The 25,878-nt window shown below is 65.6% G+C and carries 25 protein-coding genes; 19 read left to right on the top strand and 6 right to left on the bottom strand.

Translation table 11 applies throughout. The annotated features are described in order from the left end of the window. Nucleotides 1-83 precede the first annotated feature (83 nt). Genes D4766_RS09380 through D4766_RS09370 form a run of 3 tightly spaced genes read left to right on the top strand, consistent with a single transcriptional unit; the run spans nt 84 to nt 6,527 of the window. The gene (locus D4766_RS09380; protein ID WP_120717226.1) at nt 84-3,335 is read left to right on the top strand and encodes an efflux RND transporter permease subunit; all 3,252 of its coding nucleotides are present in this window, start codon (nt 84-86) and stop codon (nt 3,333-3,335) included. A gap of 34 nt (nt 3,336-3,369) precedes the next feature. Next, nucleotides 3,370-5,937, top strand: a complete 2,568-nt coding sequence (locus D4766_RS09375; protein WP_120717225.1) for a heavy metal translocating P-type ATPase — start codon at nt 3,370-3,372, stop codon at nt 5,935-5,937. Further along, nucleotides 5,934-6,527 carry a cation diffusion facilitator family transporter gene (locus D4766_RS09370; RefSeq protein WP_120717224.1) on the top strand — a complete coding sequence of 198 codons (594 nt, stop codon included), beginning with the start codon at nt 5,934-5,936 and terminating at the stop codon, nt 6,525-6,527. Before D4766_RS09375 ends, D4766_RS09370 begins: the two co-directional genes overlap by 4 nt. Before the next feature lie 113 nt (nt 6,528-6,640). Here D4766_RS09370 and lpdA read toward each other — a convergent pair whose 3' ends face one another. From lpdA to D4766_RS09350, 4 genes are all read right to left on the bottom strand, one after another. Then, a complete protein-coding gene (lpdA, locus tag D4766_RS09365; RefSeq protein WP_120717223.1) occupies nt 6,641-8,050 on the bottom strand; it encodes a dihydrolipoyl dehydrogenase in 1,410 nt (469 codons plus the stop codon). A 102-nt stretch (nt 8,051-8,152) separates the two neighbouring features. Next, nucleotides 8,153-10,108: an FTR1 family protein gene (locus D4766_RS09360; RefSeq protein WP_120717222.1), complete on the bottom strand. Its 1,956-nt coding sequence runs from the start codon at nt 10,106-10,108 to the stop codon at nt 8,153-8,155. Beyond that, entirely contained in the window at nt 10,105-10,740 is a 636-nt protein-coding gene (locus D4766_RS09355) for a cation diffusion facilitator family transporter (protein WP_120717221.1), read from the bottom strand. The genes D4766_RS09360 and D4766_RS09355 overlap by 4 nt, the downstream gene beginning before the upstream one ends. Before the next feature lie 33 nt (nt 10,741-10,773). Next, nucleotides 10,774-11,388, bottom strand: coding sequence for a class I SAM-dependent methyltransferase (locus tag D4766_RS09350; RefSeq protein ID WP_234024758.1), 615 nt, complete (start codon nt 11,386-11,388; stop codon nt 10,774-10,776). A 154-nt stretch (nt 11,389-11,542) separates the two neighbouring features. Here D4766_RS09350 and D4766_RS09345 point away from each other — a divergent pair, with 154 nt between their 5' ends. Further along, entirely contained in the window at nt 11,543-11,941 is a 399-nt protein-coding gene (locus tag D4766_RS09345; protein WP_120717219.1) for a MerR family transcriptional regulator, read from the top strand. A gap of 123 nt (nt 11,942-12,064) precedes the next feature. Here D4766_RS09345 and D4766_RS09340 read toward each other — a convergent pair whose 3' ends face one another. Further along, a complete protein-coding gene (locus D4766_RS09340) occupies nt 12,065-12,280 on the bottom strand; it encodes a helix-turn-helix transcriptional regulator (RefSeq protein ID WP_057883312.1) in 216 nt (71 codons plus the stop codon). After that, nucleotides 12,273-12,764 (bottom strand): hypothetical protein, encoded by a 492-nt coding sequence (locus tag D4766_RS09335; RefSeq protein ID WP_120718152.1) that lies wholly within the window; start codon nt 12,762-12,764, stop codon nt 12,273-12,275. Before D4766_RS09335 ends, D4766_RS09340 begins: the two co-directional genes overlap by 8 nt. A 370-nt stretch (nt 12,765-13,134) precedes the next feature. On the opposite strand from D4766_RS09335, the gene D4766_RS09330 reads away from it, so the two are divergent. The 15 genes from D4766_RS09330 to traN are packed head-to-tail and all read left to right on the top strand — an operon-like array spanning nt 13,135 to nt 25,840. Beyond that, nucleotides 13,135-13,449 (top strand): hypothetical protein, encoded by a 315-nt coding sequence (locus tag D4766_RS09330; RefSeq protein WP_120717218.1) that lies wholly within the window; start codon nt 13,135-13,137, stop codon nt 13,447-13,449. 29 nt (nt 13,450-13,478) lie between these two features. Continuing rightward, nucleotides 13,479-13,766 (top strand): type IV conjugative transfer system protein TraL, encoded by a 288-nt coding sequence (gene traL, locus D4766_RS09325; protein WP_057883310.1) that lies wholly within the window; start codon nt 13,479-13,481, stop codon nt 13,764-13,766. Between the two features lie 13 nt (nt 13,767-13,779). Beyond that, a complete protein-coding gene (locus tag D4766_RS09320; RefSeq protein ID WP_120717217.1) occupies nt 13,780-14,346 on the top strand; it encodes a type IV conjugative transfer system protein TraE in 567 nt (188 codons plus the stop codon). After that, nucleotides 14,343-15,164, top strand: a complete 822-nt coding sequence (locus tag D4766_RS09315; protein ID WP_120717216.1) for a type-F conjugative transfer system secretin TraK — start codon at nt 14,343-14,345, stop codon at nt 15,162-15,164. The genes D4766_RS09320 and D4766_RS09315 overlap by 4 nt, the downstream gene beginning before the upstream one ends. After that, nucleotides 15,164-16,471, top strand: a complete 1,308-nt coding sequence (locus D4766_RS09310) for a TraB/VirB10 family protein (RefSeq protein ID WP_120717215.1) — start codon at nt 15,164-15,166, stop codon at nt 16,469-16,471. The genes D4766_RS09315 and D4766_RS09310 overlap by 1 nt, the downstream gene beginning before the upstream one ends. 1 nt (nt 16,472) lies before the next feature. Then, nucleotides 16,473-17,333 (top strand): DsbC family protein, encoded by an 861-nt coding sequence (locus tag D4766_RS09305; protein WP_120717214.1) that lies wholly within the window; start codon nt 16,473-16,475, stop codon nt 17,331-17,333. Next, nucleotides 17,330-17,905, top strand: coding sequence for a hypothetical protein (locus D4766_RS09300; protein ID WP_120717213.1), 576 nt, complete (start codon nt 17,330-17,332; stop codon nt 17,903-17,905). The genes D4766_RS09305 and D4766_RS09300 overlap by 4 nt, the downstream gene beginning before the upstream one ends. Next, nucleotides 17,902-20,463: a type IV secretion system protein TraC gene (gene traC, locus D4766_RS09295; RefSeq protein ID WP_120717212.1), complete on the top strand. Its 2,562-nt coding sequence runs from the start codon at nt 17,902-17,904 to the stop codon at nt 20,461-20,463. The genes D4766_RS09300 and traC overlap by 4 nt, the downstream gene beginning before the upstream one ends. Then, nucleotides 20,463-20,852 carry a hypothetical protein gene (locus D4766_RS09290; protein ID WP_120717211.1) on the top strand — a complete coding sequence of 130 codons (390 nt, stop codon included), beginning with the start codon at nt 20,463-20,465 and terminating at the stop codon, nt 20,850-20,852. Before traC ends, D4766_RS09290 begins: the two co-directional genes overlap by 1 nt. Further along, nucleotides 20,845-21,225, top strand: coding sequence for a TrbI F-type domain-containing protein (locus D4766_RS09285; protein ID WP_120717210.1), 381 nt, complete (start codon nt 20,845-20,847; stop codon nt 21,223-21,225). Before D4766_RS09290 ends, D4766_RS09285 begins: the two co-directional genes overlap by 8 nt. After that, a complete protein-coding gene (locus D4766_RS09280) occupies nt 21,222-21,731 on the top strand; it encodes a S26 family signal peptidase (protein WP_120717209.1) in 510 nt (169 codons plus the stop codon). Before D4766_RS09285 ends, D4766_RS09280 begins: the two co-directional genes overlap by 4 nt. Continuing rightward, entirely contained in the window at nt 21,728-22,360 is a 633-nt protein-coding gene (traW, locus tag D4766_RS09275) for a type-F conjugative transfer system protein TraW (protein ID WP_120717208.1), read from the top strand. The genes D4766_RS09280 and traW overlap by 4 nt, the downstream gene beginning before the upstream one ends. Next, entirely contained in the window at nt 22,357-23,370 is a 1,014-nt protein-coding gene (gene traU / locus D4766_RS09270) for a conjugal transfer pilus assembly protein TraU (RefSeq protein ID WP_120717207.1), read from the top strand. Before traW ends, traU begins: the two co-directional genes overlap by 4 nt. After that, a complete protein-coding gene (gene trbC / locus D4766_RS09265) occupies nt 23,367-24,116 on the top strand; it encodes a type-F conjugative transfer system pilin assembly protein TrbC (RefSeq protein ID WP_120717206.1) in 750 nt (249 codons plus the stop codon). The genes traU and trbC overlap by 4 nt, the downstream gene beginning before the upstream one ends. Beyond that, on the top strand, nt 24,113-25,840 hold the full coding sequence (gene traN / locus D4766_RS09260; RefSeq protein ID WP_120717205.1) for a conjugal transfer protein TraN: 1,728 nt from the start codon (nt 24,113-24,115) through the stop codon (nt 25,838-25,840). The genes trbC and traN overlap by 4 nt, the downstream gene beginning before the upstream one ends. Nucleotides 25,841-25,878 lie beyond the last annotated feature (38 nt).

Genomic DNA, 25,878 nt, shown 5'->3' with positions numbered 1-25,878 from the left:
CCTCCCCATTTTCGAGGCTTCGGCCGCGCCCGCGATGCTGATCTCGGCATTGCCGACCGCTTACGCCTCCCAGGAACGTATTTATGTTAGATCGTCTTCTCGACGCTTCGGTCCGATTTCGCTGGGTGGTCATCGCCCTTACCCTGCTCGTTGCGGCGTATGGCGCCTACCAGCTATTCCGCCTGCCGATCGACGCAGTGCCGGACATCACCAACAAGCAGGTGCAGATCAACACCCAGGCGCCGGCCTTGGGTCCACTCGACATGGAGCGGCTGGTCACGTTTCCGGTTGAGACGGCGATGGCCGGGATTCCCGGCCTAGAAAGCACGCGCTCGATCTCGCGCAATGGCTTCAGCCAGGTCACGGTGATCTTCGAGGACAGCGTCGATATCTTCTTCGCGCGGCAGCAAGTTGCCGAACGCCTTAACCAGGCACGCGAGAGCCTTCCCGAAGCGGTCGAGCCGCAGATGGGCCCGCTGTCGACCGGCCTCGGCGAAATCCTGATGTGGACGGTCGATTACAAACGGCCGTTGTCCAAAGAGTCGAGGATGATCGCCGGGCAACCCGGTTTTCAGCCCGACGGCGACTTCCTCACACCCGATGGGGAACGGCTAACGACGGATGTGCAGAAGGCAGCCTATCTGAGGACGATCCAGGATTGGGTGGTCCGGCCGCAGCTCCGCAGTGTCGAAGGGGTTGCTGGGATCGATTCCATCGGCGGCTACGAAAAACAGCTGGTGGTCCAGCCCGACCCAAGCCGCATGGCGGCTTACGGCGTCTCGTTCACTGAGCTCGCCGAGGCCCTCGAGCGCGGAAACATCTCGATCGGCGCCAACTTCGTGCAGCGCGCCGGCGAAGCCTTTCTGGTGCGAGCGGACGCCCGCATTCGCACCGAAGACGAGATCGGCCGAACGGCCATAGGAACCCGTGGAGGGGTGCCCGTGCTCGTCCGCGACGTTGCGACCGTGCAAAGCGGCGGCGATCTCAGGACCGGTTCGGCTTCCATGAACGGGCGCGAAGTGGTCGTGGGGACGGCCCTGATGCTGCTGGGCGGGAACAGCCGCATCGTTGCCGAAGACGTGCGCGAGCGGCTGGAGGAGGTCGCGAAGTCGATGCCTCCGGGCATCGCGGTGAACGTGGTCTACGATCGCGCCGCCCTGGTCGAAGCAACGATCGGAACCGTCGAGAAGAACCTGCTCGAAGGAGCCCTGCTCGTGGCAGCGGTGCTGTTCTGGCTGCTTGGCAATATCCGCGCGGCAATCATCGCGACGCTCGTGATCCCGCTTTCCTTCCTGTTCATGGCGATCGGAATGAATCGCTTCGGCGTGTCGGGCAATCTGATGAGCCTCGGCGCACTCGATTTCGGCCTCATTGTCGATGGATCGATCATCATCATCGAGAATTGCCTGCGCAGGCTGGCGGAGCGCCAGCATCATGAGGGCCGCCTGCTGAGCCTGCCGGAGCGCCTTCACGAAGTGTTCGAAGCCTCCAAGGAGATGCTCCGGCCCACCATCTACGGCCAGGCAATCATCCTGCTCACCTTTGCGCCGCTGCTCACCTTCACCGGAGTCGAGGGCAAGACGTTCTCGCCGATGGCGATCACGGTCATGCTGGCGCTGGTGGGTGCTTTCATCCTGTCGCTGACCTTCGTGCCGGCGATGGTCGCCGTCCTCATACGCGGCAAGGTCGCGGAGAAAGAGGTCAAGGCGGTTGCCTGGTACAAGGAGCGGTACGAACCCGTGCTGCGCCGAGTGGTCCAGCGGCCTTGGCCGTGGATTGGTGGCGGCTTGGCCACCATGGCGGCAGCCTTTCTTGTCTTCACAAGTCTGGGGCGCGAATTCATTCCCACCCTCGACGAGGGCGATCTTGCCATGCAGTCGCTGCGCGTACCTTCGACCTCGCTCGAGCAGTCGACCAAGATGCAGCTGGCGGTCGAGCGCGCGGTGTCCAGCCTCCCGGAGGTGGCCTATGTGTACTCGAAGACGGGTACGGCCGAAGTCGCTTCCGATCCCATGCCGCAGAACGCATCCGATGCCTTCATCATCCTGAAGCCGCGCGACGAGTGGCCGGACGGAGTCGACAGCCGCGAGGACGTTCTCGCCCGGATCGATGACAAGCTGGGGGGCCTCGTCGGCAACGCCTATGAAACAAGCCAGCCGATCGAGCTGCGCTTCAACGAGCTTATCGCCGGTGTCCGCGGCGACATCGCGGTTAAGGTCTTTGGCGACGACATGGACGTTCTCAATCGCGTCGCGGGCGAAGTCGCAGCCGCGATGAGCGGTGTCGAGGGAACTGCGGATCTGAAGGTCGAACAGACCGAGGGCTTTCCCACGCTTGAGGTGCAGTTCGATCGCGAAGCGATCGCTCGCTACGGTCTGGCCATGGAGGACGTGACCGACACGGTCGCGGCGGCCCTGGGCGGACGCGAAGCCGGATTGGTGTTCGAGGGTGACCGCCGCTTCGACATCATCGTCCGGCTCGACAATCTCAACCGTGACGACCTCGACGTGGTCGGCTCGCTTCCCGTGCAGCTCCCCGAAGGTGCTTCCGGTGCCGGAACGTCCGTCCCGCTGCGCGAGCTGGTCGCCTTCCGAACGTCCGAAGGCCTGAACCAGGTCAGCCGTGAGAACGGACAGCGCCGAGTCGTCGTGCAGTCCAATGTGAGGGGCCGCGATCTCGGCTCCTATGTCGACGAGGCGCAGGAGCGGGTCGCGCAGGTTAAGCTTCCACCCGGTGTCACCATCACCTGGGGAGGGCAGTTCGAGAATTTGCAGGCAGCCTCGCAGCGCATCACCCTGATCGTGCCAGTGGTATTCCTGCTCATCTTTGGCATCCTGTTCCTGGCGGTGCGCAATTTGCGCTCTTCGCTGGCCGTCTATTCGGCGGTTCCGCTGGGGCTCGCCGGTGGCGCGTTTGGATTGGCGCTGGCGGGCTTGCCGTTCTCGATCTCGGCGGCGGTCGGTTTCATCGTGCTATCGGGGGTGACCGTGCTCAACGGTCTCGTGGTGATGACCAGCGTCCGTCAGCGGATCGATGCTGGACGACCGGTGGACGAAGCGATCGTCGAAGGCACTCTGGAGCGGGTCCGCGCGGTGCTGATGACCGGCATCGTGCCGGCGATAGGCTTCGTGCCCATGGCGCTGGCCACCGGGCGAGGGGCAGAGGTCCAGAAGCCGCTCGCGATCGTGGTCATCGGCGGCCTGATCGTCGCCACCATCATGACCCTCTACGTCCTTCCCGCGATCAGCCATCTCATCCTGAGGAAGCGCGGGGAGCCCCATCAGCCGGGCGATTTCGAGGACGGAATACCTGGGTCGGAACCGCTGCCAGCATGATCCGTCCAAGACCTGTCTTCGAGGAGAACACTTTGTGACGACACGCACACGCCTCGACCTTCCGCTCCTTCTCCCGACAGTTCCCGATGAAGCGGATCGCTGTGTCGCGAGGCTGCTTGACGAGCTGACCGAGCGTGACGGCGTGCGTGACGCGCATGTGATCGCTGCGATGGGGGACGAGCCGGCAAAGCTGTGTGTCCATTACGATCCGGAGAAGGTCGGGCTGGAACAGATACGCAAGGCGGCGCGCGCGGCCGGGGCCGCGCTGACCGCTCGCTTTGGGCACCTCGTGTGGCAGGTCGAGGGGATCGAGCAGGAGCGGCGGGCGCGGACCGTTGGGGAAACGCTGTGCCGCATCGAGGGCGTGTTCGAGGCGCAAGCAACGGGTAGCGGAGCTCTGAGAGTGGAGTTCGACCGGAGCCTCGTCGACGAAGCAGAGATAACGTCGGCGCTTGCCTCGCTCGGCGTAAGTTGCCGAGGCTCGAACACGCGCGCTACAGAGGCTTCGGGCGCTTCTCCCGATCCGGTTACGACCCCGACTGCTACTCCCGCCGGCAAGCACCCGCACGACCACGCCAAAGATGCCGAGCACTCCCATGATCATACCGAGGGCGGGGGCCACGCTCACGGCGGCGTATTTGGGTCGAACACCGAATTGTATTTTGCGCTCATCTCCGGCGTCGCGCTCGCTATCGGATTTGCACTGTCCTGGGCCGACGCCGCGCCGGAGGTTGTCTCCACTGCGCTCTACCTTGCCGCCTACTTCTTCGGCGGGTTCTTCACTGTCCGCGAAGCTATCGATTCCCTCAAACTGCGCCGCTTCGAGATCGATACGCTGATGCTCGTCGCGGCCGCCGGCGCGGCCCTGTTGGGGGAATTCGCCGAAGGGGCCTTGCTCCTGTTTTTGTTCAGCCTTGGCCACGCGCTCGAGCATTATGCCATGGGGCGCGCCAAGAAGGCGATCGAAGCGCTGGCAGAGCTAGCGCCGCAGACGGCGGTCGTGCGGCGCGGCAGCGCCACCGAGGAAGTGCCTGTCGAGGCGCTGGTCGTCGGCGACATTGTCGTCGTCAAACCCAACGAGCGCTTGCCGGCTGACGGGTTCGTGATCGAAGGCACCAGCAGCGTCAACCAGGCGCCGGTGACTGGCGAAAGCGTTGCGGTCGACAAGCAGCCGGTAGAGGATCCGGCAGCCGCTGCGGCCGCAGCGGACAGCGTCGCGGCCACGTCCAGAATATTCGCGGGCACGATCAACGGCTCTGGCGCACTGGCAATCCAGGTCACCCGTCTCGCCTCCGACACGACATTAGCCAAAGTCGTGAAGCTCGTCAGCGAAGCGGAGACGCAGAAGTCTCCCACTCAACGCTTCACCGACCGGTTCGAGCGCATTTTCGTGCCGGTCGTTCTCGGACTGGTGGTGCTGCTGCTGTTCGCATGGGTCGTGATCGACGAACCCTTCAGTGCCAGCTTCTATCGGGCGATGGCTGTTCTGGTCGCGGCCAGCCCCTGTGCTCTCGCGATCGCAACACCGAGCGCGGTCTTGTCGGGCGTGGCACGGGCGGCGCGCGGCGGGGTGCTCGTGAAGGGCGGCGGGCCGCTCGAGAACCTGGGCGCACTGAGCGCTATTGCGTTCGACAAGACGGGAACCCTGACCGAAGGGCGGCCGCGCGTGACGGATGTCGTTGCGGCGGCCGATGCAACGGAGCAAGAATTGTTGCAGACGGCGGTCGCGGTGGAAGCGCTCAGCGACCATCCGCTCGCCGCGGCGATCGTCCGCGATGGGACGGAGCGGCTCAAGGGCCCGGCCGCGAAGGCGACCGACCTTAAATCGATCACGGGACGCGGTGTCGAAGCCGTCGTCGACGGCCAGACCGTTCACATCGGACGCGACGAACTCTTTGCCGAGGCGGGCGGCGAACCGCTTCCCGATGCAGTGAAGGCCTCGGCGGATGAACTGCGTTCCCAGGGGCGGACCATTATGATCGTTCGCCAGGGTGCGCGGTACCTTGGCGTAATCGGGCTGATGGATACTCCTCGGTCGGCGGCTCCCGCAACGACTGCCCGCCTGCGCGAACTCGGCATCACGCGAATGATCATGCTGTCGGGCGATGCGACACCTGTCGCCAAGGCCGTCGCCGCGAGCGTCGGCATTGAGGACGCCTGGGGCGATCTCATGCCCGAAGACAAGGTCGAGGCGATCAAGAAGCTCCGTGCAGCGGAGAGCAAAGTCGCGATGGTCGGTGACGGCGTCAACGATGCGCCCGCACTTGCCACGGCCACGGTCGGAATTGCGATGGGAGCGGCCGGGTCCGACGTGGCGCTCGAAACCGCCGATGTCGCGCTGATGGCCGACGACCTGTCCAAACTGCCGTTCGCGGTCGATCTTAGCCGGCGCACGCGGCGGATCATCCGCCAGAACGTGTTCGTGAGCATGGGTGTGGTGGCAGTGTTGCTGCCTGCCACGATACTCGGGCTTGGGATCGGGCCTGCCGTCATTGCCCACGAGGGATCGACGTTGATCGTGGTCTTCAACGCGCTGCGGCTTCTGGCGTTTCGAGAGGTGCCTTTCGCCGGGAAACCGGCCACAAAGGAGCGCAAGGGATGAGCGAAGCCAATTTCGATCTCGGCTCGGCCGACAAACGAAAGACCCTGTGGCTGGTCCTGGCGCTCAACGTCGCCATCGCCGCAGGCTTTTTCGTGACGGCTTTTCTGGGGGATTCGAATGCACTCCTGGCCAACGGTGTCGACAACTCCTCGGACGCAGTTGTCTATGCTTTGAGCCTGTTGGCGCTGACGCGGTCACGTCGCTGGAAACGAGGCGCCGCGCGATTCTCAGGCGTGATGCTTCTGATCTTCGCCGTCGGTGTGATGGCCGATGCTGTGCAGCGTTATCTCAACGGCTCGACTCCCGGCGGCGCGCTCATGATCGGCATGGCGATCGTGGCTGCTGTCGTAAATCTGTGGTGCCTGCGCCTGCTGAACAAACTGAAGAACAAGGATGTCAATTTGCGCGCGGCAACGACGTTCAGCTTCAATGACTTCGTCTCGAACGGCGGCATCGTCTTTGCGGGAATCGCGGTCATGCTGACAGGGGCGAACTGGCCTGATTTGATTGTTGGCATCGCTGTCGCCTGCATCGCGGTTTATGGTGGGATCGAGATCTTGCGTGATGCTCACAAGGACACCCATCAGTAATTCTCAACCGCTCTGCTCGTACAGAAAAACTGGGCCATCCCCCCCGGCGTCAGGACAAATTGGAGCGTTCGAGAGGTTTCGATCGCGTCGTTAAAGACCAATCCCGCGCCGGGTCATATGTGCATACCTTGCCCAAGCAAGACGAGAGCCGCCTCCTTCAGCGACTCCGGCAAGGTGGGATGTGCATGGGTCGTCAGCGCGAGGTCTTCGGTCGTTCCGCCATATTCCATCAACAGCACCGCTTCCGGGATCATTGTGCCGGCGTCTGGGCCAATGATGTGGGCGCCGAGCAGACGATCGGTATTCGCATCCGCCAGCAGCTTGGTAATTCCACGGGTGTCGCCGTTGCAGCGCGCGCGGCTGTTCGCCAAAAATGGAAATGTGCCAGACTTGTATTCGACACCAGCAGCCTTCAATTGCTCCTCGGTTTGTCCAACGCTCGCGACTTCGGGCGAGGTGTAGATGACGGCCGGCACGGTGTTGTAGTCTACCCCAGCGTAACGTCCGGCGATCCCTTCCACGCACCTCACCCCATCCAAGGTCGTCTTATGCGCGAGCATCGGTCCGGCAATCACATCGCCAATCGCGTAAATCCCTGAAACCTGAGTCTTGAAACCAAGCTCGACCGGAATGCGCCCCTTGGGATCCAGCGTGATTCCCACCCGCTCCAGTTCCAGGCCGTCGGTGTACGGCCTGCGCCCCACCGCGACGAGTACGACATCGGCGGTGAGCGTCCCGGTTTCGCCGCCTTGAGCCGGTTCGACCGATACGAGCAGGTCGTCAGGGCGCTTCTCGACACCGGTTACCTTGGTTTCGAAATGAAATTCCAGGCCCTGCTGCTTCAGTGCCTTGAGCAGATGCCGCGCGATTTCACGATCCATGCTGGGGACAATGCCGTCGAGGAACTCGATCACCGTGACCTTGGCCCCCAGACGCCGCCAGACGCAGCCAAGCTCGAGGCCGATATAGCCGCCGCCGATCACGACCAGATGCTCTGGCACCCTCGTCAAGGAGAGTGCGCCGGTGTTGGAGACGATGCTCATCTCGTCGATATCGATCCCTGGCAGGCGCGCCACGTCGGACCCAGTCGCGACGAGTATGCCTTTGCTCGCGGTCAGCGATCGGGCACCGCCTTCGACCAAGTCAACGGTGAGCCGGTCGGCAGCCTCGAACCGGGCGCTTCCTCTCACCCATTCGACGCCGTTTTTCTTCAACAGGTGCTCGACGCCCTTGGTAAGCCCGGCGACGACCTCGTCCTTGCGGCTGATCAATTGGCCCAGGTTCAAGGCAACGCCGCCGATACCGATACCGTGCTCCTCCAGCCCCTCGCTCACTTCGGCGAACAGTTCCGTGGAATGGAGAAGAGCCTTGGAGGGAATGCAGCCGACATTAAGACAGGTGCCGCCCAGCGTGGGCCGACGTTCAATGCAGGCGACGCTCATCCCGAGCTGAGCTGCGCGGATGGCTGCTGGGTAGCCCGCGGTGCCACCGCCGATTACGATGATATCGAAGTCGTCGCTCATCCGTGGATCCTTGGTAGCCACATCTTTTGAAGTGAACGCCGCTCATGGCGAACCGGTCCGCAGCAGCCGACGCGCGCTGCTTTGCCCAATGCCACATCGCGATTATATTGAATTGGCGGGGCGGACGCCGGGCGGGATGCTCTTTCGGGCCACTCGCCGATTGTACCAGAAGCCGAACAGCACCGCGGCCAGCATGACCAACTGGGCGAGCACTGACTGCACCGTGGGGGTGAGGCCGAGCAGGTCGATCCGCGGCACGAGTGCGAGGGGCTGCACGTCGATCAACCCCGCCTCCTGAAGGGCCGCTACGCCTTTGCCGGCGAGGACGACGGCCAGGATGGCGATAAGGGCGGAGCTGTATGCGAAGAACCTCGCGATCGGAATTTTCCGGCTGTACCGGAGCATTCCGACGGCGATTACTGCAAGCAGAACAATGGCCGCGAGCGCTCCCGCGGCGACAGCGCCAGAATTGCCCTGGTTCCAAAGCGTTGCATAGAAGAGGACCGTTTCGAACACTTCGCGGTAGACGACGAGAAAGGTAAGCCCAAACAGAAACCAGGCAGACCGCTTCGAGAGCGCCTTGCTGAGCCGCTCGTTGATGTAGCGCTGCCATGCCCCGGCCTGGGCTTTCCCGTGCATCCAGATCCCGACCGACAGGAGAATTACCGCAGCCAAGATCGAACCGAAGCCTTCGGTCAGCTCGCGGCTCGCCCCGCTTACGCTGATCAGATACGTCGCTGCCGCCCAGGTGGCTACGCCAGCCACCAGGGCTGCCACCCACCCGCCATGAACGTAGCCCAGCACATCCTGGCGATCGGCCTTCCTGAGGAACGCGATCATCGCGATAACGAGGAGGAGCGCCTCCAGCCCTTCCCGAAGGAGAATGGTGAAGGCACCCAAGAAGCTGGATGCAGCGCTGGCCTTATCGGGGCTAAGCTGGACTTCGGCGTCTGTGAAAAGCGTCTGTACTACCGCGACTTGCGCTCGCACCTCGTCCACCGGCGCGCCGCGGCCGATGCGGGCGCGCAGCTCTGCCATCGCCCCTTCGATCCGCCTCATCAGCGAAGCATCACGCGCGGTCAGGAGCGGCTCAACGGGCTCGAAACCATCGAGGTAGGCAGAAAGCGCCAGATCGGTTGCTCTGGCCCGCTGGCCAGCTTCGTAGGCGTCGAGCGCCTCCTGCAATCGCTCCTTGGCCAGGCTGAGTGAGCCCTCCGCTCCGGAAAGAGCCTCTGGATTGCCGCGCAAGTAGGCGGTGACGGCCCGCGCCTTCTCGGCTCCCAGCTTCTCTTCAAGGTGCGCCGGGGTCATACCGGCCAAGACAGTCATGTTCGGGATCAGGCGGCGCAGCGCATCGTCATTCGACCAGGCCATGTCTCCAGAGCGAGCAAGCTTGTTTGGATACGCGTAGCGGCCAACGTGGAATGCGAGCGCCCATCGGTCATCAGGGCTGAGCTGTGCAAAGGAGGGCATGGCCGTGCCTTCGAGGCCCTGCTCGATGACCTGATAGAGGCCGAAGAGGCTCCGTTCACGCGCTCTAGCCTCGTCGGTGAAGTCGATCGGAGGCGGGTCCATGCCGCCCGCCGCCGAACCTCGCCCGTCGCCCATCGATCCATGGCAGCTGGCGCAGTTCTGAGCATAGAGCGTTGCGCCTCGGCTGAGATCGGGCAGGTTCGACGGGGCGAGCGGCACCGGGTAAGCAGCCAAGAGGACTCTTCCCAGCTGCCGGGCCGACGTGGCGATGCTTTCCGGGGCCGCCTTCGCAGCGATATCGGCCTCAAGTCGCTTTGCTCCTTGCAGCAGGTTTGCCCGCGCTTCGGTTGGCGCTAGCTCGCCGAGGCGCTGGCGCACGCTCGCGGAGAACTCCACCATCTCGACGTATTCGGCCTCGTTCACCACTCGGCCGTCAGAGACCGCACCTGCGTAATCGACTGCGATATAGTCCAGAAGACGCCATATGGTCTGAGCCGGCGCCGTCTGCGCACGGGCCGGAGCGGCGAGGACGCAGCCGAGCAGAAGCGCGAGGGCCAACGCCCTGAGGTAGCGGAAAGTCGTCATGCCTTCGCACGCAACTCGCCGCCAGCGTCTCGGATGATCTCCCACGCCGACTGCAGGAAAATTACGGCAATTACGGCAGCCACGATGATGTCGGGCCACGCGCTGTCGAGGAAGAAGACGAGCGCAGCTGCCGCGATTACCGCCACGTTGTTGATCGCGTCGTTGCGCGAGAACAGCCAGATCGCTCGGGCTTGTGCGTCGCCACCGTCCCGGAAACGAGCGAGGATCAGGGCCGCGGTCACGTTCACGATCAGCGCTGCGATGCCGATGCCCCCCATCAGCTCGGGCTCCGGCGGAATGGCGTTCAGAGCGCGCCAAATGGCCATGGCGATGACGGCGAGGCCGAGCGCGCCGAGAAAGAGCCCCTGTGTCATCGCTATTCGCGCCCGGGTGGATGCCGCCCATCCGAGAGCGAGCAGACCGACGAAAGTGATCGAGCCGTCACCGAGAAAATCGAGCGCGTCAGCTTTCAGCGCCTGGCTGTTGGCGATGAATCCGCCGACGATCTCGACGAGGCCAAAGCCCACATTGAGGATGACCACCCACCACAGCGCGCGGCGGTACGCGGGATCGGTTTGGGCCCGCTTGGTGTCGCCGGTGCAGCCGCAGCCGTCTGATTCGTTCGCTTCCATTGCCGGTCCCTACAACCTCCAGCCGCTGGAGGATCAAGCCCTTTCTGCGAACGTGTCGCAATTGTTTTGGATTGGCCTTATCGCCTTGAAGAGGCTGATCGCACCGGTGGCGGTCGGCACGACGGCTTGAGGTGCGACGGCGGCCTCATCATAGTCGGAAAGGATGCTCTCCAACGCGCCGTCTGCGTTTGGCTGGGTGTCTGCCAGGCCGTCGATCGCCTGGACCGTCAGGCGGAACAGCGCACGCATCAACGCGCCGCTTTGGTGAGCGTAATCCGCGATGTGGACTTCGCCACCCGGCCTGATGCTAGCGAACATCGCCGCCACACCCTCTCGTTTGCCCGCGAGCGGCACCTGATGGAAGACCAGGCTCGACACGGCCTTGTCGTAGCTTCCGCCAAGACCGGCGACGTCCCGAGCAAACCCTTGCCGCCAGGCGATCTCGATGCCAGCGGCCTCGGCCTTCTTCCGAGCTAGTGCGAGCACGTGTGGGTCCGGATCGATCGCCGTAATCCGTGCTCCCGGCGCCGCTCGCTTCAACATCAGCGCGAATGTACCGGTACCGCAGCCGACATCGATGATCGTCTCGTTGTTGTGCGGCGCGACCTGTCGAAGAAGTTCGCTCCGCCAGACGGTCTCACGCGTCAAGAGTCGGATCGCCAGGTCATAGGCACGCGTTAGCCCCGGTCTTCCCAGTGCGGGAGTGAAGTGGTTGCTATGCATCTTGCGGGCGTCTCCACTCCGGCCTTGGCGGCGGCTCTTCGTTCTCCTACATCCTCCAGTGACTGGAGGATCAAGCGGAATGTCGAAGATGTTGATGATAGGCGATCTTGCCGCCGCAACCGGAACGAAGGTCAACACGATCCGCTTCTATGAAGAGATCGGGCTGATGCGCCGCGCAGCGCGGACCCAATCAGGCCGGCGGACTTACGGTGCGGGTGATCTGGAACGACTGCGCTTCATCCGGCACGCAAGGAAGCTAGGGTTTGAAACCCAGGAGATCCGGTCGCTGCTCGCGCTGAGTGACGATCCTGAAAGACCATGCGACGAAGTGACGCAAATCGCGGTGCGGCACCTCGACGATGTGAACGAAAAAATCGCCAGGCTCGCGCTTCTGCGCGATGAACTCGAACAAATCGCTCGTTCCTGCGCGGGCGGATCGGTTTCAGAATGCCGGATCATGGATAGCCTTGGCGCCTAGCAGCCCGCCCGCCATCCAGATTGCCTGCGTACACACGGAGATGACCGCCGCCGCGGGGCAAGCAGGAGCGGAAAAGCCGACTCATTAAGCTGAGCCCGCTGTCCCAGTCGACGTTATGGATGATCATTCTAGTCTCGCGGAAATCCAGTGCTCGATTTCATCTTCTGGCCACGCCACCACATAGCCCCCAAGCTGGACCGGTTTCGGAAACCTGCCCTCGGCCATCCAGCGGTAGATCGTCGACCTGCCCAGTCCGACCCGGTGCTTGACTTCAGGGAGACGGATAAGGCGCGGGACCTTGCGCGGCTCAGGCGCTGCAGGATCGATCGCCTCACCCATGATGGCCTCCCTGGGTCGAGGGGAAACCGTCACCAAGCAGCGCATCCCTGCGTTCGAGTTCCTCGATATGGTCGGACAGGAGCCGGGCGACGCGGTGCGCCGTGCCCTTGGCCCAACGCGGCCTCACATTGTGGACCTGGTTGCCCAGGACGCGTTCGAGCGCAGATGGCAGCTCGCCGGTGAAGTCCTCGAAGAACTGCGCGAGATCCGATTGCAGCCAGGCAATAGCATGATCGCCGCTGCTGACGAGGAACAGCAGGATGTGGGCCTGGGGGGTAACGCCGCTCGCGGCAAGAATGCGCAGGGCCTCGCCCAGGCTGGCGGAGCGCTCGCCTGCCAGAACACGGCGCAGGGCATCCTTATGAATCTGCGCGACGCGCGCAATGTCGCAGCGCGTCCGGCCGCTGGTTTCGACTGCTGCGAGCAGCAACTGGGCGAGGTCTGCGCGAACCTGCTGTTCGGCAAAGAGCGCCATGTTGGTCATCGACGAATCCTTTCGCGAGTTGGTGATCGACTCGAGGGCTAGCCGCGAAGGAAGGCTGTAGGAAAACGAAAAGAACAAGAAGAGAACATAGAGGAAGGATCGAATCAGCTTCCTATGATGATTCGCGCGAATTCCGGCTGCCGGATCGCGATTCGCGGCACGCCCCGCGCAGAATGCAGCCAAGTTTGCGCGATTCGCCGCCCGACCAGCGCGGAACCCGGCCCGGACCCATGTCGATGTCGCTTTTTGCTTGGTGAGACAGCGCCCAACGCACTTCGCGATTTCCTACACCCCGGCTCCAGGGCGAGGAATGAACATACAGCGAACATGCTCGCTGGTTCGATGTTCAACCTTCCCGGAGTTCCTCCCGATGATCACCAAGCCGCTCAGCGCCGCCCGCCCCCGGGGCCGCGACTATATCCTTCCCGCCATTGTAGCGATCGCCTGCGCCGGTGCCGCCTATGCCGGCGCCGACACCACGTTCGATCCGGCGCTGCAGAAGTTCACCGACTTCCTCGAAGGTTCGGGCGGCAAAATCATCACCGTCATGTCGCTCGCCGGCGGCCTCATCGCACTGGCCTCGGGACGCTTTGCGCTTGGCCAGGTGGCGGTGCCGGTGGGTGTCGGGATCGGCGTCGGCACCGGCGTGCCGATCGTCACCTCGGTCGTGACCGCGGTCATCTGACAGCGGTCTAACGGCAGGAGGGCGGCATCATGGCCGACAGATACCTTGTTCCACGGCGGCTCGACGATCCGGAGCTCATCGGCTTCTGGACCATCGACGAGTTCGCGGGACTTCTCGTCCCGTTCGCTTGGGGCATTCTCGCGCAGCACATCATCATCGGCACGGGCCTATCGGTCGTGACCTGGTTCGCCCTGCGGAAGGCGAAGGCAGGCAATGCTGGGTCGAAACTGGTGCATGCTGCCTACTGGTATCTGCCCGGGAGCTTCCTGGGATTGAAAGCCACGCCGCCCTCCCATTGCCGCCTGCTGGCCGGCTGAGAGGAGGACCGACATGCAAACCGAATTCGCGCATGCGCAGGCCCAGCGATATCTCGCCCAGCGCAACCGCTTCGCAGGGCTGAGCGCCATCCTGGCAGCGACCAGCGTGCTGGGTATCGGCGCCGCGATCACCCGCGACGAGCAGGTTGTTCTCGTGCCGGTCACCGCCGAGAACCTCACGGTCTCGAGCGGCGGGATCGATACGCATTACCTCGAGCTCGTCACCCGCGACACCGCGCTGATGCTCCTGAACCGTTCGCCCGAGAGCCTCGACTACTGGATGGAGCAGATACTCAAGGTGGCCGATCCGGCAGCGCACGGCCGCCTCAAGGCCGATCTGGTCAAGATCGTCGACGAGCAGCGCGGCTCCGACGTCAGCCAGGCCTTCGTAATCCGCTCGATGCTGGTCGACACCAAGAGCCTCACCGCGTCCGTCACCGGCACGCTCAAGACGTTCGTCGGAGCGCAGGTGATCGCGAGTCAGGAACGGACCTTCCGCTTTGCCTGGGCGAAGCGCGGGCTTTCGCTTGGCCTCACCGGCTTCGAGCAAATTACCACAAACGAGGAGCAGCCATCATGAGCCTCTTTTCCACGCCGCTGAGCGCGGCGCTCGCGGGGACCGGCCTTGCCTGCTTCTGCATCGGGGCGAGCAGGGTTCCCGACAGCGGCCTGCGCGCGATCGGCGCGGCCTTCGTGGCGGCATCGTTCGCGCTCTTCGCGGTCCCCGCGCACGCCGACCAGCTCGTCGAGGCGGCGGACAATGCGACGATCGACTGCGAGCTCGCGCGCGGCGAGCTGACCCGCATCGCATTGGTCGAGGACGGGTTCGCCAATGTCTCGAAGATCGGGAGCGGCTTTCCCTACAACGACTTTCAGGTGACCCACGAGCCTGTCCGCGGCGACATCTACATCTCGGTGCCGCCGCAGTTCGCCTCGGACAAGGTCAGCTTCTTCGCCACCAGCAAGGCCGGCTACGTCTACAAGTTCGCCTGCCGCCTCGGCGGCGTGGAGGCGGGCCAGCTGTTCATCACCAATCCGGCGCTCGTCCGTAGCGAGGCGGCCGAATGGGAGCAGGAAAGCGGCCAGAACGAAGCCGCCATCCGCCTGATCGAGGCTATGGCGAGCGATGGGGTACTGCCAGGCTTCTCGGCGCGCGCCGAACTGTCGCGGCCGCGCCGCACCGGCGCCATCGAGGTCCAGCAGGTCGCGCAGTACGACGGGGCGACGCTGACCGGTCAGCGCTTTCTCATTCGCAACATGGGAAAGGAGCCGCTCGCGCTCGGCGAGGAGCGAGAGGCGCCCGCAGGCGCGCTCGCCTTCGCATATGGCCGCGACACGCTGCCGCCCGGCGAAGCAACCAGCGCTTTCCTTGTCTTCAGCACCGGAGGGGTCGAGTGATGGCCAACGCATCCGAGGCCGCGCCCGAACGCGCGCCGCACGACAACGGTCATGCCGAAGGCCGACGGACCCTCAACACGCAGATCGCCAGGCGGCAGAAGCTGCTGCTCGCAGGGCTGGGCGCGCTGGTCCTGATCGGCGGGTCGTGGATCGTCTTCGGCGGCGAGGACGAAGACGGCGCCGCGACCGAGGGCGCGACAACCATCGACACCGGCGGTCTGGTCAACCGCAACCTCTCGCAGCGCGAGTTCGTGGCCACCTACGGCAATCGGCTCGATGCGCAGGGCCGCGCGATCAAGGATCTCCAGGAAACGCAAGTGCCGCGGCCCGCGATCGAGCAGGAACTTGAAGCGCTGCGCTCCGAGAACGCGCAGATGCGCAGCGACGGTCAGACGGCGATCGACGCGATCTCGGCCGAGAACGCCGCCTTGCGCGGAGAGCTGCAGCAGGTTCGCCAGGCCGAGCCACCGGCACCGGCCGCGCCGCCGCCGACCTATGGGCCGGGGGTCACGCCGCCGCAGCCGCGACAGGGGCCGCAACAGCGCGACGCGCTCGCGCCCGGTTCGCAGAGCGGAGGCCTCAGCACGCTCAGCTTCGGCGAGGCGGGCGAGGCAAAGAGCCGCCCGGCGGTCGAACGCACGCCTGCACTGATGCTCGAGGCGAGCCGCGATTACCTGCCGCCCAATTCCTATGCCCCGGCGCGGGTGATCGTCGGGGTCGACGCCTCGACCGGCGTTGCCAGCCAGACCGATCCGCTGCCGGTGGTGCTGAGGATCACCGGTCCCGCTCGCTCGGTCGTCAGCGGCAAGCGGCTGCTTACCACCGACCTTACCGGGTGCCTCGTCAACGGCGCGGCGCGCGGCGACCTCTCGGCCGAGAAGGTTTACGTCAAGCTCGCGCGGATGACCTGCGCGCAGCCCGGCGGCCGCTACGCGGTGAGCGAGGTCAAGGGGTTCATCGCCTTTGCAGGCAAGTCGGGGGTGCGCGGCCGCGTGGTCAGCCGCGAAGGCAGTCTCGTCGGCCAGGCGCTGCTCGCCGGGATCGTCGGCGGGTTCGGGCGCGGCTTCTCCGCCAATGCCAACGGCATCTTCACCGGACAGGTCGGCGCCAATGGCCAGCGCGAGGCGCTCTCGCCGACCGACATTCTTGCCGGCGGTTTCGGCCAGGGCGCGGGCGACGCCGCCGATACGGTCAGCCGGTACCTCATCGAACGCGCAGAACAATACCAACCCGTCGTCGAGATGCCGACCGGCATCGAGGTCGAGATCGTCTTTCTCGACGGCGTCCATGTCAGGAGCACCAAGTAACATGAATTTCACGCACACCCGCCCAGGCCTGAAAGCCCGCGCCACCCATGTCGCGCTCGCGATGACCGGCGCCGCCACGGTGCTGAGCCTCGGGGTCGCCGCCGTCACCGCGCTTCCCGCCAATGCGGCGAGTCTCGCAAGCGATGTCGCCGCCGCGCTCAAGCTGCGCCTCCCGAAAACACCGGTCGATGCGCTGACCTGCGATACGCTCGGTCCGTGGTGCGAGGTCGTCTCGGGCGACACGCTGTTCTATATCGACGAGACCGCCCGCTACCTCTTCGTGGGCCGACTCTACGACATGGAAGAGCGGCGCGATGTTACCGCCGCGCGGCTGCTTGAACTCAATCCCGATCTGCTCGCCGCGGGCGGCGCCCGGGCACGTTCGGAACAAAACGAGACCATCCCGTCGGAAGCGGCAAAGACGGTCGATCTTGCGAGCCTGCCCGCCGAGGGCGCAATCCGCTGGGGCAACCCGAAGGGTGCGAGGCTGGTGGTCTTCTCCGATTTCCAGTGCGGCTATTGCCAGCGTCTCGCGGCCGAACTCGTCAAGGCGAAGCTCCAGGTCGAGGAGCGCCCGATCTCGATCTTCGGCGCGGCGAGTCGGCAGCTTTCCGAGACGGTGCTCTGCGCGAAGGACCCGGAAAAGGCGCTTCACGCCGCCTATGCCGGAGAATTGCAGGGCACCGGCAAATCCTGCGCCAATGCCAAAGCGCTCGACGCTAACGAAGCGTTCGCGAAAGCGAACGGATTTGCCGGTACGCCGGTCATCGTTCGGGCCAGCGACGGCGCGGTGCTCCAAGGCTTCCGCGATGCCCAGACGCTGCGCGCGTTCGCCGCGGGAGAAAAGGGGCCGCGGTCATGAGCGCGTGCATCCGCAACCTCGCCTGCGGGATCTTCGCGGCATCGCTTCTCGCCGGCTGCGCCACGCTCGGCGGCAACGTCGAGGGCAATTTCGCCTGCCGCGCGCCCGAGGGCACCTGCGCACCGACCTCGCTGATCGACGCGCAGGCGACCGGCGCGGCTGCCGGTCAGGAGACGCTGCCCGTCTCTTCCGCACAGGGTCGGACGTCCGTGGGTCGCAGTCTGCGCATCGTGCTCGCCGCGCACCGCGACGAAGCCGGGCGCGAGCATGAGGCCCGCGTGGTCCAGGTCGTGCTGCCCGAGCCAGTCGGCGCGGGCTGGCGGCAGCCGAGTGGGACCGGCGAACTGCTGCGCGCGATCGGCCAGTCGGTCGCCCGCGCGCCCGAGCCCGAGAATTCCAAGAATCCCAACCTCCCCGAATTGCCGGACCAGCTGTTCCTCCCCTCGCAGCCCGGTCCGGCGATACCCGGCGCAGACGCGCCGGAACCTGGGGCACCCGGTCGTAACGCCTCCCCCGGCCGGGTGCCCCTTTCGCTTTCCGAAACAGCCCCAGAACAAGGAGACCAGAAGTGAGCTTTTCGCTTGGCGCCGCGCGCGACGCGGTGCTCTCCGGCCTGTTCGCCGACACCGACCGCGCGGAGCATGCTCGCGCGCCGCTGATGCTCGACATGCTGTCGGACTGGCTGCCCTACCGGGTCTATGACGAGCGTACCGGCCTCTACCGCAACCGCGCGTCGAAGGGTTTCGTGCTCGAAGTGACCCCGCTGGTGGGCGCGGACGAGCGCACCGGCGAGATCCTCGGGCAGTTCTTCTCCGAAGGGATGCCGGCGGGCGCCTGCCTGCAGGTGCTCAATTTCGCTTCGCCCAGGATCGGCTCGGTGGTCGGACCATGGTTCGCACCGCGCTACGAGCAGGGCGGGATCTACGAGGCGATCGCGCGGGCACGCACGCAGCGTCTGTACGATCTGGTCTGGCAATCGGGCTCGGCGCATGCGCCGTTCCACGCGCGCGCCACCCGGCTGATCCTGTCGCTGGGCGTTCCCGTGCCAGGCAATGCGAGCGATGCCGAACTCACCGAATGCCGCGAAGGTCTTCTCGGCATGCTCCATTCGCTGGGACTGCACGCAGCCAGTCTCGAACCGCACGGCCTGCTCGCGCTGATCGACGAGCTGACCTCGCCGACCACGGCGCGCGAGCCCGACCGGATAGACTGGAATCGCCACGAGACGCTCGATGTCCAGGCGATCCGCCGCGACATCGAACTCGAGGTCGAGGACGACCGGTTGATCCTGCGCACCGAGCGCTTCCGCGAGATCGGCCGCGACCGCGACGGCGTGCCGCAGGTCGGCGAATGCTATCCCGACCGCTTCGATCTGCGCCACTATGCCGTGCGCTCGACGCCCGAGCGCTGGGCGCCGTGGGAATGCGCGCGCCTCATCGGCGACATGTTCACCGACAAGCTGCGTTTCCCGTGCCCCACGGCGACAATGCTGTGCCTCGTCTATCCCGACCAGGAAGCCGCCGCCGCGCGCGCGGGCTACAAGTTCATGCGCACGACCAGCCTCTCGGATACGAAGAGCGCGCGCTTCCTGCCGAGGCTCGGCGAGCAATCGGCCGAATGGCGCCATGTCCAGGCCGAGCTCCAGGCGGGCAAGAAGCTGGTCAAGCTGTTCTACGGCCTGACCACGATCTCGCCGCTCGGCCAGGGCGACACGCACGAGCGCGTGGTCAAGGCGATCTACAAGGCGGCGGGCTGGGACCTCGCCGACGAGCGCTTCCTCCAGCTCCAGGGGCTGATCGCCGCCTTCCCGCTGAGCCTTGCCGACGGTCTCGCAAGCGACATGGCGAGGCTCAAGCGCCTCAAGACCATGCTCTCGACGACCGCGGCGAACATCGCGCCGATGCAGGGCGAGTATCTCGGCAGCGACATCCCGCATCTGCTGCTCGTCGGACGGCGCGGCCAGCCCTTCTTCTGGTCGCCCTTCGAGAATCGCGCGGGCAACCACAACATCGCGATCTGCGGCAAGTCGGGCTCGGGCAAGTCGGTGCTGCTGCAGGAGCTCTGCGCGGCGCTGAGGGGCGCGGGCGCCAAGGTCGTGGTGATCGACGACGGGCGCAGCTTCGAGCACTCGGTCAAGCTGCAGGGGGGGCGCTTTGTCGAGTTCACGCTCGCTTCGGGCTTCTCGCTGAACCCGTTCTCGATGGTCGACGATGCCCGCGCCGAAAGCGACGAGGATTACCGGCTCGACTGCTTCGCGATGATCAAGGCGATCGTCGGGCAGATGGCGCGCCCGAGCACGGCGCCCAGCGATACCGAGCGAGGCCTGATCGACCGCGCGATCACGCAGGTCTGGGACAGCCTCGGCAGCGGCGGCAGCATCGACGATGTCGCGCATGCGCTGCATTCCGCCGAAAGTGAGGCCGGCAAGGAACTGGCGACCGCGATTGGTCCGTTCTGCCGCGGCGGCAGCTATGCCGGTTTCTTCTCCGGCAAGGCGAGCTTCGCCTTCGAGGACGATTTCACCGTCTTCGAGATGAGCGATCTTGCCTCGCGCGAGGAGCTGCGGAGCGTGGTCCTTTCGGCGATCATGTTCATGACAGGCCAGGCGATGACCCGCTCCTCGCGCTCCACGAAGAAGCTGCTGCTGATCGATGAAGCCTGGGCCATGCTCAAGGGCGGCTCGATGGGCGAGTTCGTCGAGACCTATGCCCGCACCGCGCGCAAGTACGGCGGCGCGCTTGCCACCGCCACGCAATCCCTCAACGACTACTACAAGTCGGACGGCGCCCGCGCCGCGCTCGAGAACAGCGACTGGATGCTGGTGCTCCAGCAGAAGGCCGAGACCATCGCCGATTTCCGCAAGGAAGCGCGGCTCGACATGGACGACCGCACCGAGACGCTGATCCGCAGTCTCAAGCGCTCGGGCACCGAATACAGCGAAGTCTACATCAAGGGGCCAGAGATAGAGGCGGTCGGCCGGCTCGTGCTCGACCCGTTCTCGGCGACAATCTTCTCGTCCGATCCCGACACCTATGCCGCGATCCACAAGCATGTCGCCGACGGCATGCCGCTCGACAGGGCGATCGGCCATGTCGCGGGCATCGCCGGCTCGGCCCGAGGAGCCGCATGATGGCCCTCGACTACGAAACGCCGGTCGATCGCATTGCAAGCGGGCAAAGCCGGGCGAGGCAGATCGACACGAGGTCGCTGGCGCAGGGCACCTGCCTCGTTCTGATCGAGGCGGCGGGATTTGCGATGAACATCGTGCTCGTCGTGCTCGGCCTGCCGCTGTTCGCGTTCCTGTTCCTCGCAGGGTGGGATCTGGGACTGCTGTTCGCGCAGCTCGGCAACCTCGCCGATCACTACCGGCTCGCCGAGCCGGTCGCCCGGCACCTGTTCAGCCAGGACCTCAAGGTCGCGTTCCTGTTTGCCGGAGGCGGTTACGCGCTGCTGCGCCTGCCGGCCTTCCTCCGGCGGCTCGAGCGCCGCCTTGCCGAAGGAGACAGGCGTCATGACTAGACTGCGGCTCCCCCACCCCAGGCTGGCCCTCGGCATTCTCGCGACGCTCGGCCTTGCCGCTGCGCTGCTCTGGGCCGCGTGGATCACGCGCGCGGTGACCGAGAACCCACCGCCCCGGATCGTTACCGTCCGGCTCGCCGAGACCATCGGCAAGTTCGTCGACGAAGCCGCGCGCGCCGATGCCGGACCGGAGGCCGTGCAGGCGGCGAGCCTTGCCTATCTGAAGGCCGCCGAAGCGTCGGTCGCCGAAATGGGCGGCGACGGTCGGGTCGTGTTGGTGGCCGAGGCGGTGCTCGCGGGCGCGGCCGAGGATGCGACGCCCGAGCTCGAGCGGCGGATTGCCGACAAGCTCCAGCAGGAGCCGCGCCGATGAAGCGTCCCTTCATTCACTGGCGCCGTCCGCTGATCCTCTGCGCGCTGTGCGCCTTGCCGTTGGCCTGGGCGCCGCTCGACGCCTTGAGCAAGGACCACGCTCTGCTGCTCAACGCGAGCCCGAGCCTGCCCAACTGGGCGTTCTGGCTGGACAAGCGCGCACCGATCGAGCGCGGCAGCCTGATCTTCTTCGAGCCGCCGCCGAGCACGCTGGTCGAGACCCATTTCGGACCCGACCCGCAGATGTTCGGCAAACGCGTGCTCGGTCTGCCCGGCGATGTCGTGAGCCACGAAGGCATGGACGTGTTCGTCAACGGCGAGAAGATCGCGACGCGCCTCGCCGTGACCCGCCTCGGCATTCCGCTGACGCGCGGTCCCGCAGGAACGATCCCGGCAAACTGCTACTACACCGGCACGGATCATCCGCGCGGGCTCGACAGCCGCTACGGCGCGATCGGCTTCGTCTGTGCGGGGCAGATCCTCGGCAGCGGGGGGGCGATCCTGTGATCCGGCTCGCGCTTGTCCTGACAATCGCTCTTGCCCTGCCGGCCGCCGCGCAGGCGCGCGACTTCGGCCAGCAAGGCGCGGTCTTTCCGGTGATCGAGCGCGATCTGCTCGACCAGATCCAGTCGCGCCTGATCGCGATGGAAAAGTCGGGCGAAACCGCGAAGCTCAACGACCGGTTGAAGCGCCGTACCGTGGCGCGCGTCAATCGCCCGGACCCGGTTGCGGGGATCGCGCGGGCGATCGACGATCGCAGCTGGTCGTTCGATCCGACGATCACGCTCGCCGCCGATATCAGGGGCGCGAAGGGCGAGCTGATCCATGCCGCGGGAACCAGGGTCAACCCACTCGACAGCGTGAGCTTGCGCGCCGACCTCCTGTTTCTCGACGGCGACGACCCGGCGCAGGTCGCCTGGGCGCTCAAAAAGGATCGCCAGGCCAAGCTGATCCTGGTCAGGGGCGCACCGCTCGAGCTGATGAAAGCCCGCCAGCGCCGCTTCTATTTCGACCAGGGCGGCAAGCTCACCGAGCGCTTCGGAATCAGGGCCGTGCCCGCGCGCGTGCGCCAGCAAGGCCGACTGCTCGCGGTGAGCGAGGTCGCGCTTCCCGCGAAGAAGGAGACGGCGCGATGAGGCTCTTCCACAAGCTCGCAGCGGCCCTCCTCGCTGCCGTGTCGCTGGCACTGGCAACGCCCGCCGCGGCCGATGCCGGGCCGGGCAAGTGCACCGGCAGCTTCGTCAACCCGATCACCGACATCTGCTGGTCGTGCCTGTTCCCGATCTCGGTCGGTGGGCTGGAGATCTGGCCCTCGAACCGACCCGATCCCGACAATCCCGACTTGCCGCTGTGCCTGTGCGGCGTAAGGCCCGGCATCGCGATGGGTTTCTGGGAGCCGGTACGGCTCGCCGATGTCAGCATGAAGCCCTGGTGCTTCGTCAATCTGGGCGGAATGAAGCTCGATCCCGGCTTCGATATCGGCTTCCGTTCGATTTCCGGACCCTCGGCGGTGGGCGGGGCGAGCCAGTATTACTCGAGCTGGCACGTCCACTGGTACGCCTATCCGCTGATCTACTGGATGGAGATCGTGGCCGATTTCCTCTGCCTCGAGCCCGGCTCGATCGACATCCTCTACATCTCCGAGATCGATCCGCTGTGGCAGGACAGCGAGCTCACCGCGATCATCAATCCCGAAGCGGTCCTGTTCGCCAATCCGCTAGCGCTGGCGGCCTGCGCCGCCGACTGCGCCGCGGCGACCGCGAAACTCCCGATCGACGAGATGTTCTGGTGCGCGGGCTGCCAAGGCTCGATGTACCCGATGAACGGCAATGTCTCGGCCTCGATCGGGCACGTGCAGGCCTCGCGGCTCGTGCTCTCGCGGTTCGCCTACAAGCTCCACCGCGAGCTCGTCTCGTGGGGCACGATGGGCTCCAAGGGTCTTTGCGGCAAATATCTGATGCCGGTGATGCGCAAGCAGCAATACCGCTTCCAGGCCACCAATCCCAACCCGGCGACGAGCGGGCGCTACGCCTGCCCGCCGATCGGCACCTCCACCACCCTCCAGGAGCCCGGACAGGTCGTCCCCGCCATCGGCGAGGACATGGGTTACCTCGTCTGGCGCAAGAGGAACTGCTGCGCGCTATGAACAAGCCCCTCCTCCTTGTCCCGTTTGTCTTCGCCCTTTCGCTTGGCGGCCTGGCGCTCGCGCAGAGCGAATCGGACCACCTCGATCTCGCTGCGATCCGTGCGCGCGCCTCCGAGCACGCCGGCGATGCGGAGGCGCTGGCCACCGCGGTGCGCGAGCGGGCAGACGTGCTCGCCGAGGATGCACGAAGCACGCAGGACGCCGCGCAGGCCAAGCGCGCGGCCTATGCCCAAAGCGTCGGCACCGATCTCACTGCTGACCCACTCAACTTCGACGCCATGGTCCGTGCCCAGGCGCAGGCCGAGGCGGCATCGCTGAGCGAAGGCCCACGCTTCATTGCCTTTGTCTCGCTGTCGATGCCGCCGGAATCCCTGAAAGCGTTGGTGCGCGACATGCGCCGCGCGGGCGGGGTCACGGTGCTGCGCGGCTTTCCGCAGGGCGACAGCGAAGGCTTCAAGAAGCGCCTCGCGGCGATCTGGAGCGATGGCAGCGAAGCGGGCTCGCTCGGCATCGATCCTCGGCTCTTTCGCGCCTTCGACATAAAGGCCGCGCCGAGCTTCGTCATGCTCAGCACCGATTTCAGCCCGTGCGACGGGTTCGATTGCACGAGCGCGGTCCCGCCGCATGACCGCATCGCCGGTAATGTCAGCGTCGCCCATGTTCTCGAAACCTTCGCCGGAGGCGGCGGCCCCGGCGCGGCGCTTGCACGGCTCCACCTCGCCCGCCTCGAAGGAGACCGGCCATGACGCGGATGGTTGCCGCTGTGCTCGCGCTGATCCTTGCTGTGCCGGGCGCGAGCACCGCCCAGACCACCGAGGCGGCCAGGGCCGACGGCAAGCAGACAGCAAGCGACCTGCTAGACACCGCGCGCGACGCGGCTTCGGCGCCGGTCGATGCGAACCGCCTGCCCAATTACGATCCGCAGGCGTCGCGCGGCTTACAGAATCTTGCGCAGAGCCCCGAGCAGATCGAGGCCCGCGCACGCGCCGCTGCAACAACGAACCCGGCGCTGCGCACGATCCGCGACAGCATGACCAGCCGCGCCAAGTTCGACCCGCAGGACATCTCCGACATGCTCGCGCGGAGCCGGACGATCAGCGAGACCCCGCTCGACTACACCAGCGGGATGGCGGTAGGGGGTGCGCAGGGTTCCTGCGTGCCGCTTCCTCCCGGCGCGGGATCGGCGGGAACGTACTTCGCGACCTGCAATACCGGCACAAGGATCGACCAGAGCGCCGGCCAATGCGCGGTCCCGCTTGTCGCGAGCGTCACCCGGCGGCCGCAGTATCACTACCTTTGCAGCAGGTTCGGCGACTTCAACAGCTTGGGCGAGCCAATCTGCGAAGGCTTTGCCGACGCGAGCTGCCGCGCGACCGGCCAGCGCGAGGGCCGCTGCTTGCAATGGTTCGACAACGGACACACACGGTTCTGCTCGGAACCGGGCGAACCCCTGACCGAAATTACCTGCGATGCTCCGGTATCGGGCCGGACGCCTTATGCGGTCACAAGCGCCACGGACGTGTCTGCCACCCCCGACGAGAGTCAGTGCGCCGGTTTCGCGAGCAACGGCAATTGCACGCTCGACGCGGAAATCTGCACCGACAGCGCGCCGCAGACCCGGATAGTGGACGGCATCGCGGTCACCCGGCCCTGCTGGGCCTGGCAGCGCAGCTACAGCTGCGTCACCCGAAGCGCCGCCAGCGACTGCTCTGCGCTCGAGGATGAGGGAAGCTGCCGCTTCGTGCGCGAGGAGTGTCTGAGCGGCGACGAAGCATGCGAAACCTGGGAGCGCGTCTACGAATGCCCGCTTCCGGCCGGTGAAACGGGTGGCACCCAATATGTCTGCGACGGCGACGTCTACTGCATCGACGGCTCTTGCGAGACGATCGAGCGCAAAGCGAATGACGAGTTCAAGGATGCGGTGACCGCGCTTCACGCGATGAACGAGGCGCGCGGGCAGTTCGACTCGCAAACGCTGACGCTGTTTCGCGGAACCCGCGACACCTGCTCGTCGAAGGTCTTCGGCGTGCTCAACTGCTGCAAGGGCAAGGGATTCCCGCTCATCCCCGGGATCAGCCTGCTGGTGGCGCTCGGCTGCGATCGCGAGGAAGTCCTGCTGCACGAGCGCGATGCGCAGGGCCTCTGCGCCTATGTCGGCACCTATTGCTCCGACAGCTTCCTCGGCGTGTGTCTGACCAAGAAGAAGGTCTACTGCTGCTTTGAGTCCAAGCTCTCGCGGATCCTGCAGGAGCAGGGCCGGCGACAGCTGCCCAAGCCCTGGGGCAAGCCGAAGACCGAGACCTGCACGGGTTTCACGCTCGACGAGTTCGCGCGGCTCGACCTCAGCCAGATGGATTTCTCCGAAGTCTATGCCGAGTTCACCGACGCCGCGCGGCTGCCGGACGAGCTCGAGACCAGCACCATCATCCAGCAGAAGATCCAGGACTATTACGCAAGGGAAGCACAGTGATGCGGAGCGCCACCAAACTCGCGCTCTGCGCGGCGGCA

The sequence above is a fragment of the Tsuneonella amylolytica genome (genome assembly GCF_003626915.1).
Taxonomy (GTDB): Bacteria; Pseudomonadota; Alphaproteobacteria; order Sphingomonadales; family Sphingomonadaceae; genus Tsuneonella; species Tsuneonella amylolytica.
The sequence above is the reverse complement of the archived record's forward strand: the minus strand, read 5'-3'. Positions and strand labels throughout refer to the sequence as shown.

What these genes read in the sequence shown, in the direction of transcription:
- D4766_RS09305 (WP_120717214.1), top strand. Translation starts at nt 16,473, where the DNA reads ATGAATTTCACGCACACCCGCCCAGGCCTGAAAGCCCGCGCCACCCAT.
- D4766_RS09370 (WP_120717224.1), top strand. Translation starts at nt 5,934, where the DNA reads ATGAGCGAAGCCAATTTCGATCTCGGCTCGGCCGACAAACGAAAGACC.
- traL (WP_057883310.1), top strand. Translation starts at nt 13,479, where the DNA reads ATGGCCGACAGATACCTTGTTCCACGGCGGCTCGACGATCCGGAGCTC.
- D4766_RS09360 (WP_120717222.1), bottom strand. Translation starts at nt 10,108, where the DNA reads ATGACGACTTTCCGCTACCTCAGGGCGTTGGCCCTCGCGCTTCTGCTC.
- D4766_RS09355 (WP_120717221.1), bottom strand. Translation starts at nt 10,740, where the DNA reads ATGGAAGCGAACGAATCAGACGGCTGCGGCTGCACCGGCGACACCAAG.
- D4766_RS09340 (WP_057883312.1), bottom strand. Translation starts at nt 12,280, where the DNA reads ATGGGTGAGGCGATCGATCCTGCAGCGCCTGAGCCGCGCAAGGTCCCG.
- D4766_RS09290 (WP_120717211.1), top strand. Translation starts at nt 20,463, where the DNA reads ATGGCCCTCGACTACGAAACGCCGGTCGATCGCATTGCAAGCGGGCAA.
- D4766_RS09320 (WP_120717217.1), top strand. Translation starts at nt 13,780, where the DNA reads ATGCAAACCGAATTCGCGCATGCGCAGGCCCAGCGATATCTCGCCCAG.
- D4766_RS09310 (WP_120717215.1), top strand. Translation starts at nt 15,164, where the DNA reads ATGGCCAACGCATCCGAGGCCGCGCCCGAACGCGCGCCGCACGACAAC.
- D4766_RS09330 (WP_120717218.1), top strand. Translation starts at nt 13,135, where the DNA reads ATGATCACCAAGCCGCTCAGCGCCGCCCGCCCCCGGGGCCGCGACTAT.
- D4766_RS09345 (WP_120717219.1), top strand. Translation starts at nt 11,543, where the DNA reads ATGTCGAAGATGTTGATGATAGGCGATCTTGCCGCCGCAACCGGAACG.
- D4766_RS09285 (WP_120717210.1), top strand. Translation starts at nt 20,845, where the DNA reads ATGACTAGACTGCGGCTCCCCCACCCCAGGCTGGCCCTCGGCATTCTC.
- traU (WP_120717207.1), top strand. Translation starts at nt 22,357, where the DNA reads ATGAGGCTCTTCCACAAGCTCGCAGCGGCCCTCCTCGCTGCCGTGTCG.
- trbC (WP_120717206.1), top strand. Translation starts at nt 23,367, where the DNA reads ATGAACAAGCCCCTCCTCCTTGTCCCGTTTGTCTTCGCCCTTTCGCTT.
- D4766_RS09280 (WP_120717209.1), top strand. Translation starts at nt 21,222, where the DNA reads ATGAAGCGTCCCTTCATTCACTGGCGCCGTCCGCTGATCCTCTGCGCG.
- traN (WP_120717205.1), top strand. Translation starts at nt 24,113, where the DNA reads ATGACGCGGATGGTTGCCGCTGTGCTCGCGCTGATCCTTGCTGTGCCG.
- D4766_RS09300 (WP_120717213.1), top strand. Translation starts at nt 17,330, where the DNA reads ATGAGCGCGTGCATCCGCAACCTCGCCTGCGGGATCTTCGCGGCATCG.
- lpdA (WP_120717223.1), bottom strand. Translation starts at nt 8,050, where the DNA reads ATGAGCGACGACTTCGATATCATCGTAATCGGCGGTGGCACCGCGGGC.
- D4766_RS09380 (WP_120717226.1), top strand. Translation starts at nt 84, where the DNA reads ATGTTAGATCGTCTTCTCGACGCTTCGGTCCGATTTCGCTGGGTGGTC.
- D4766_RS09315 (WP_120717216.1), top strand. Translation starts at nt 14,343, where the DNA reads ATGAGCCTCTTTTCCACGCCGCTGAGCGCGGCGCTCGCGGGGACCGGC.
- D4766_RS09335 (WP_120718152.1), bottom strand. Translation starts at nt 12,764, where the DNA reads ATGACCAACATGGCGCTCTTTGCCGAACAGCAGGTTCGCGCAGACCTC.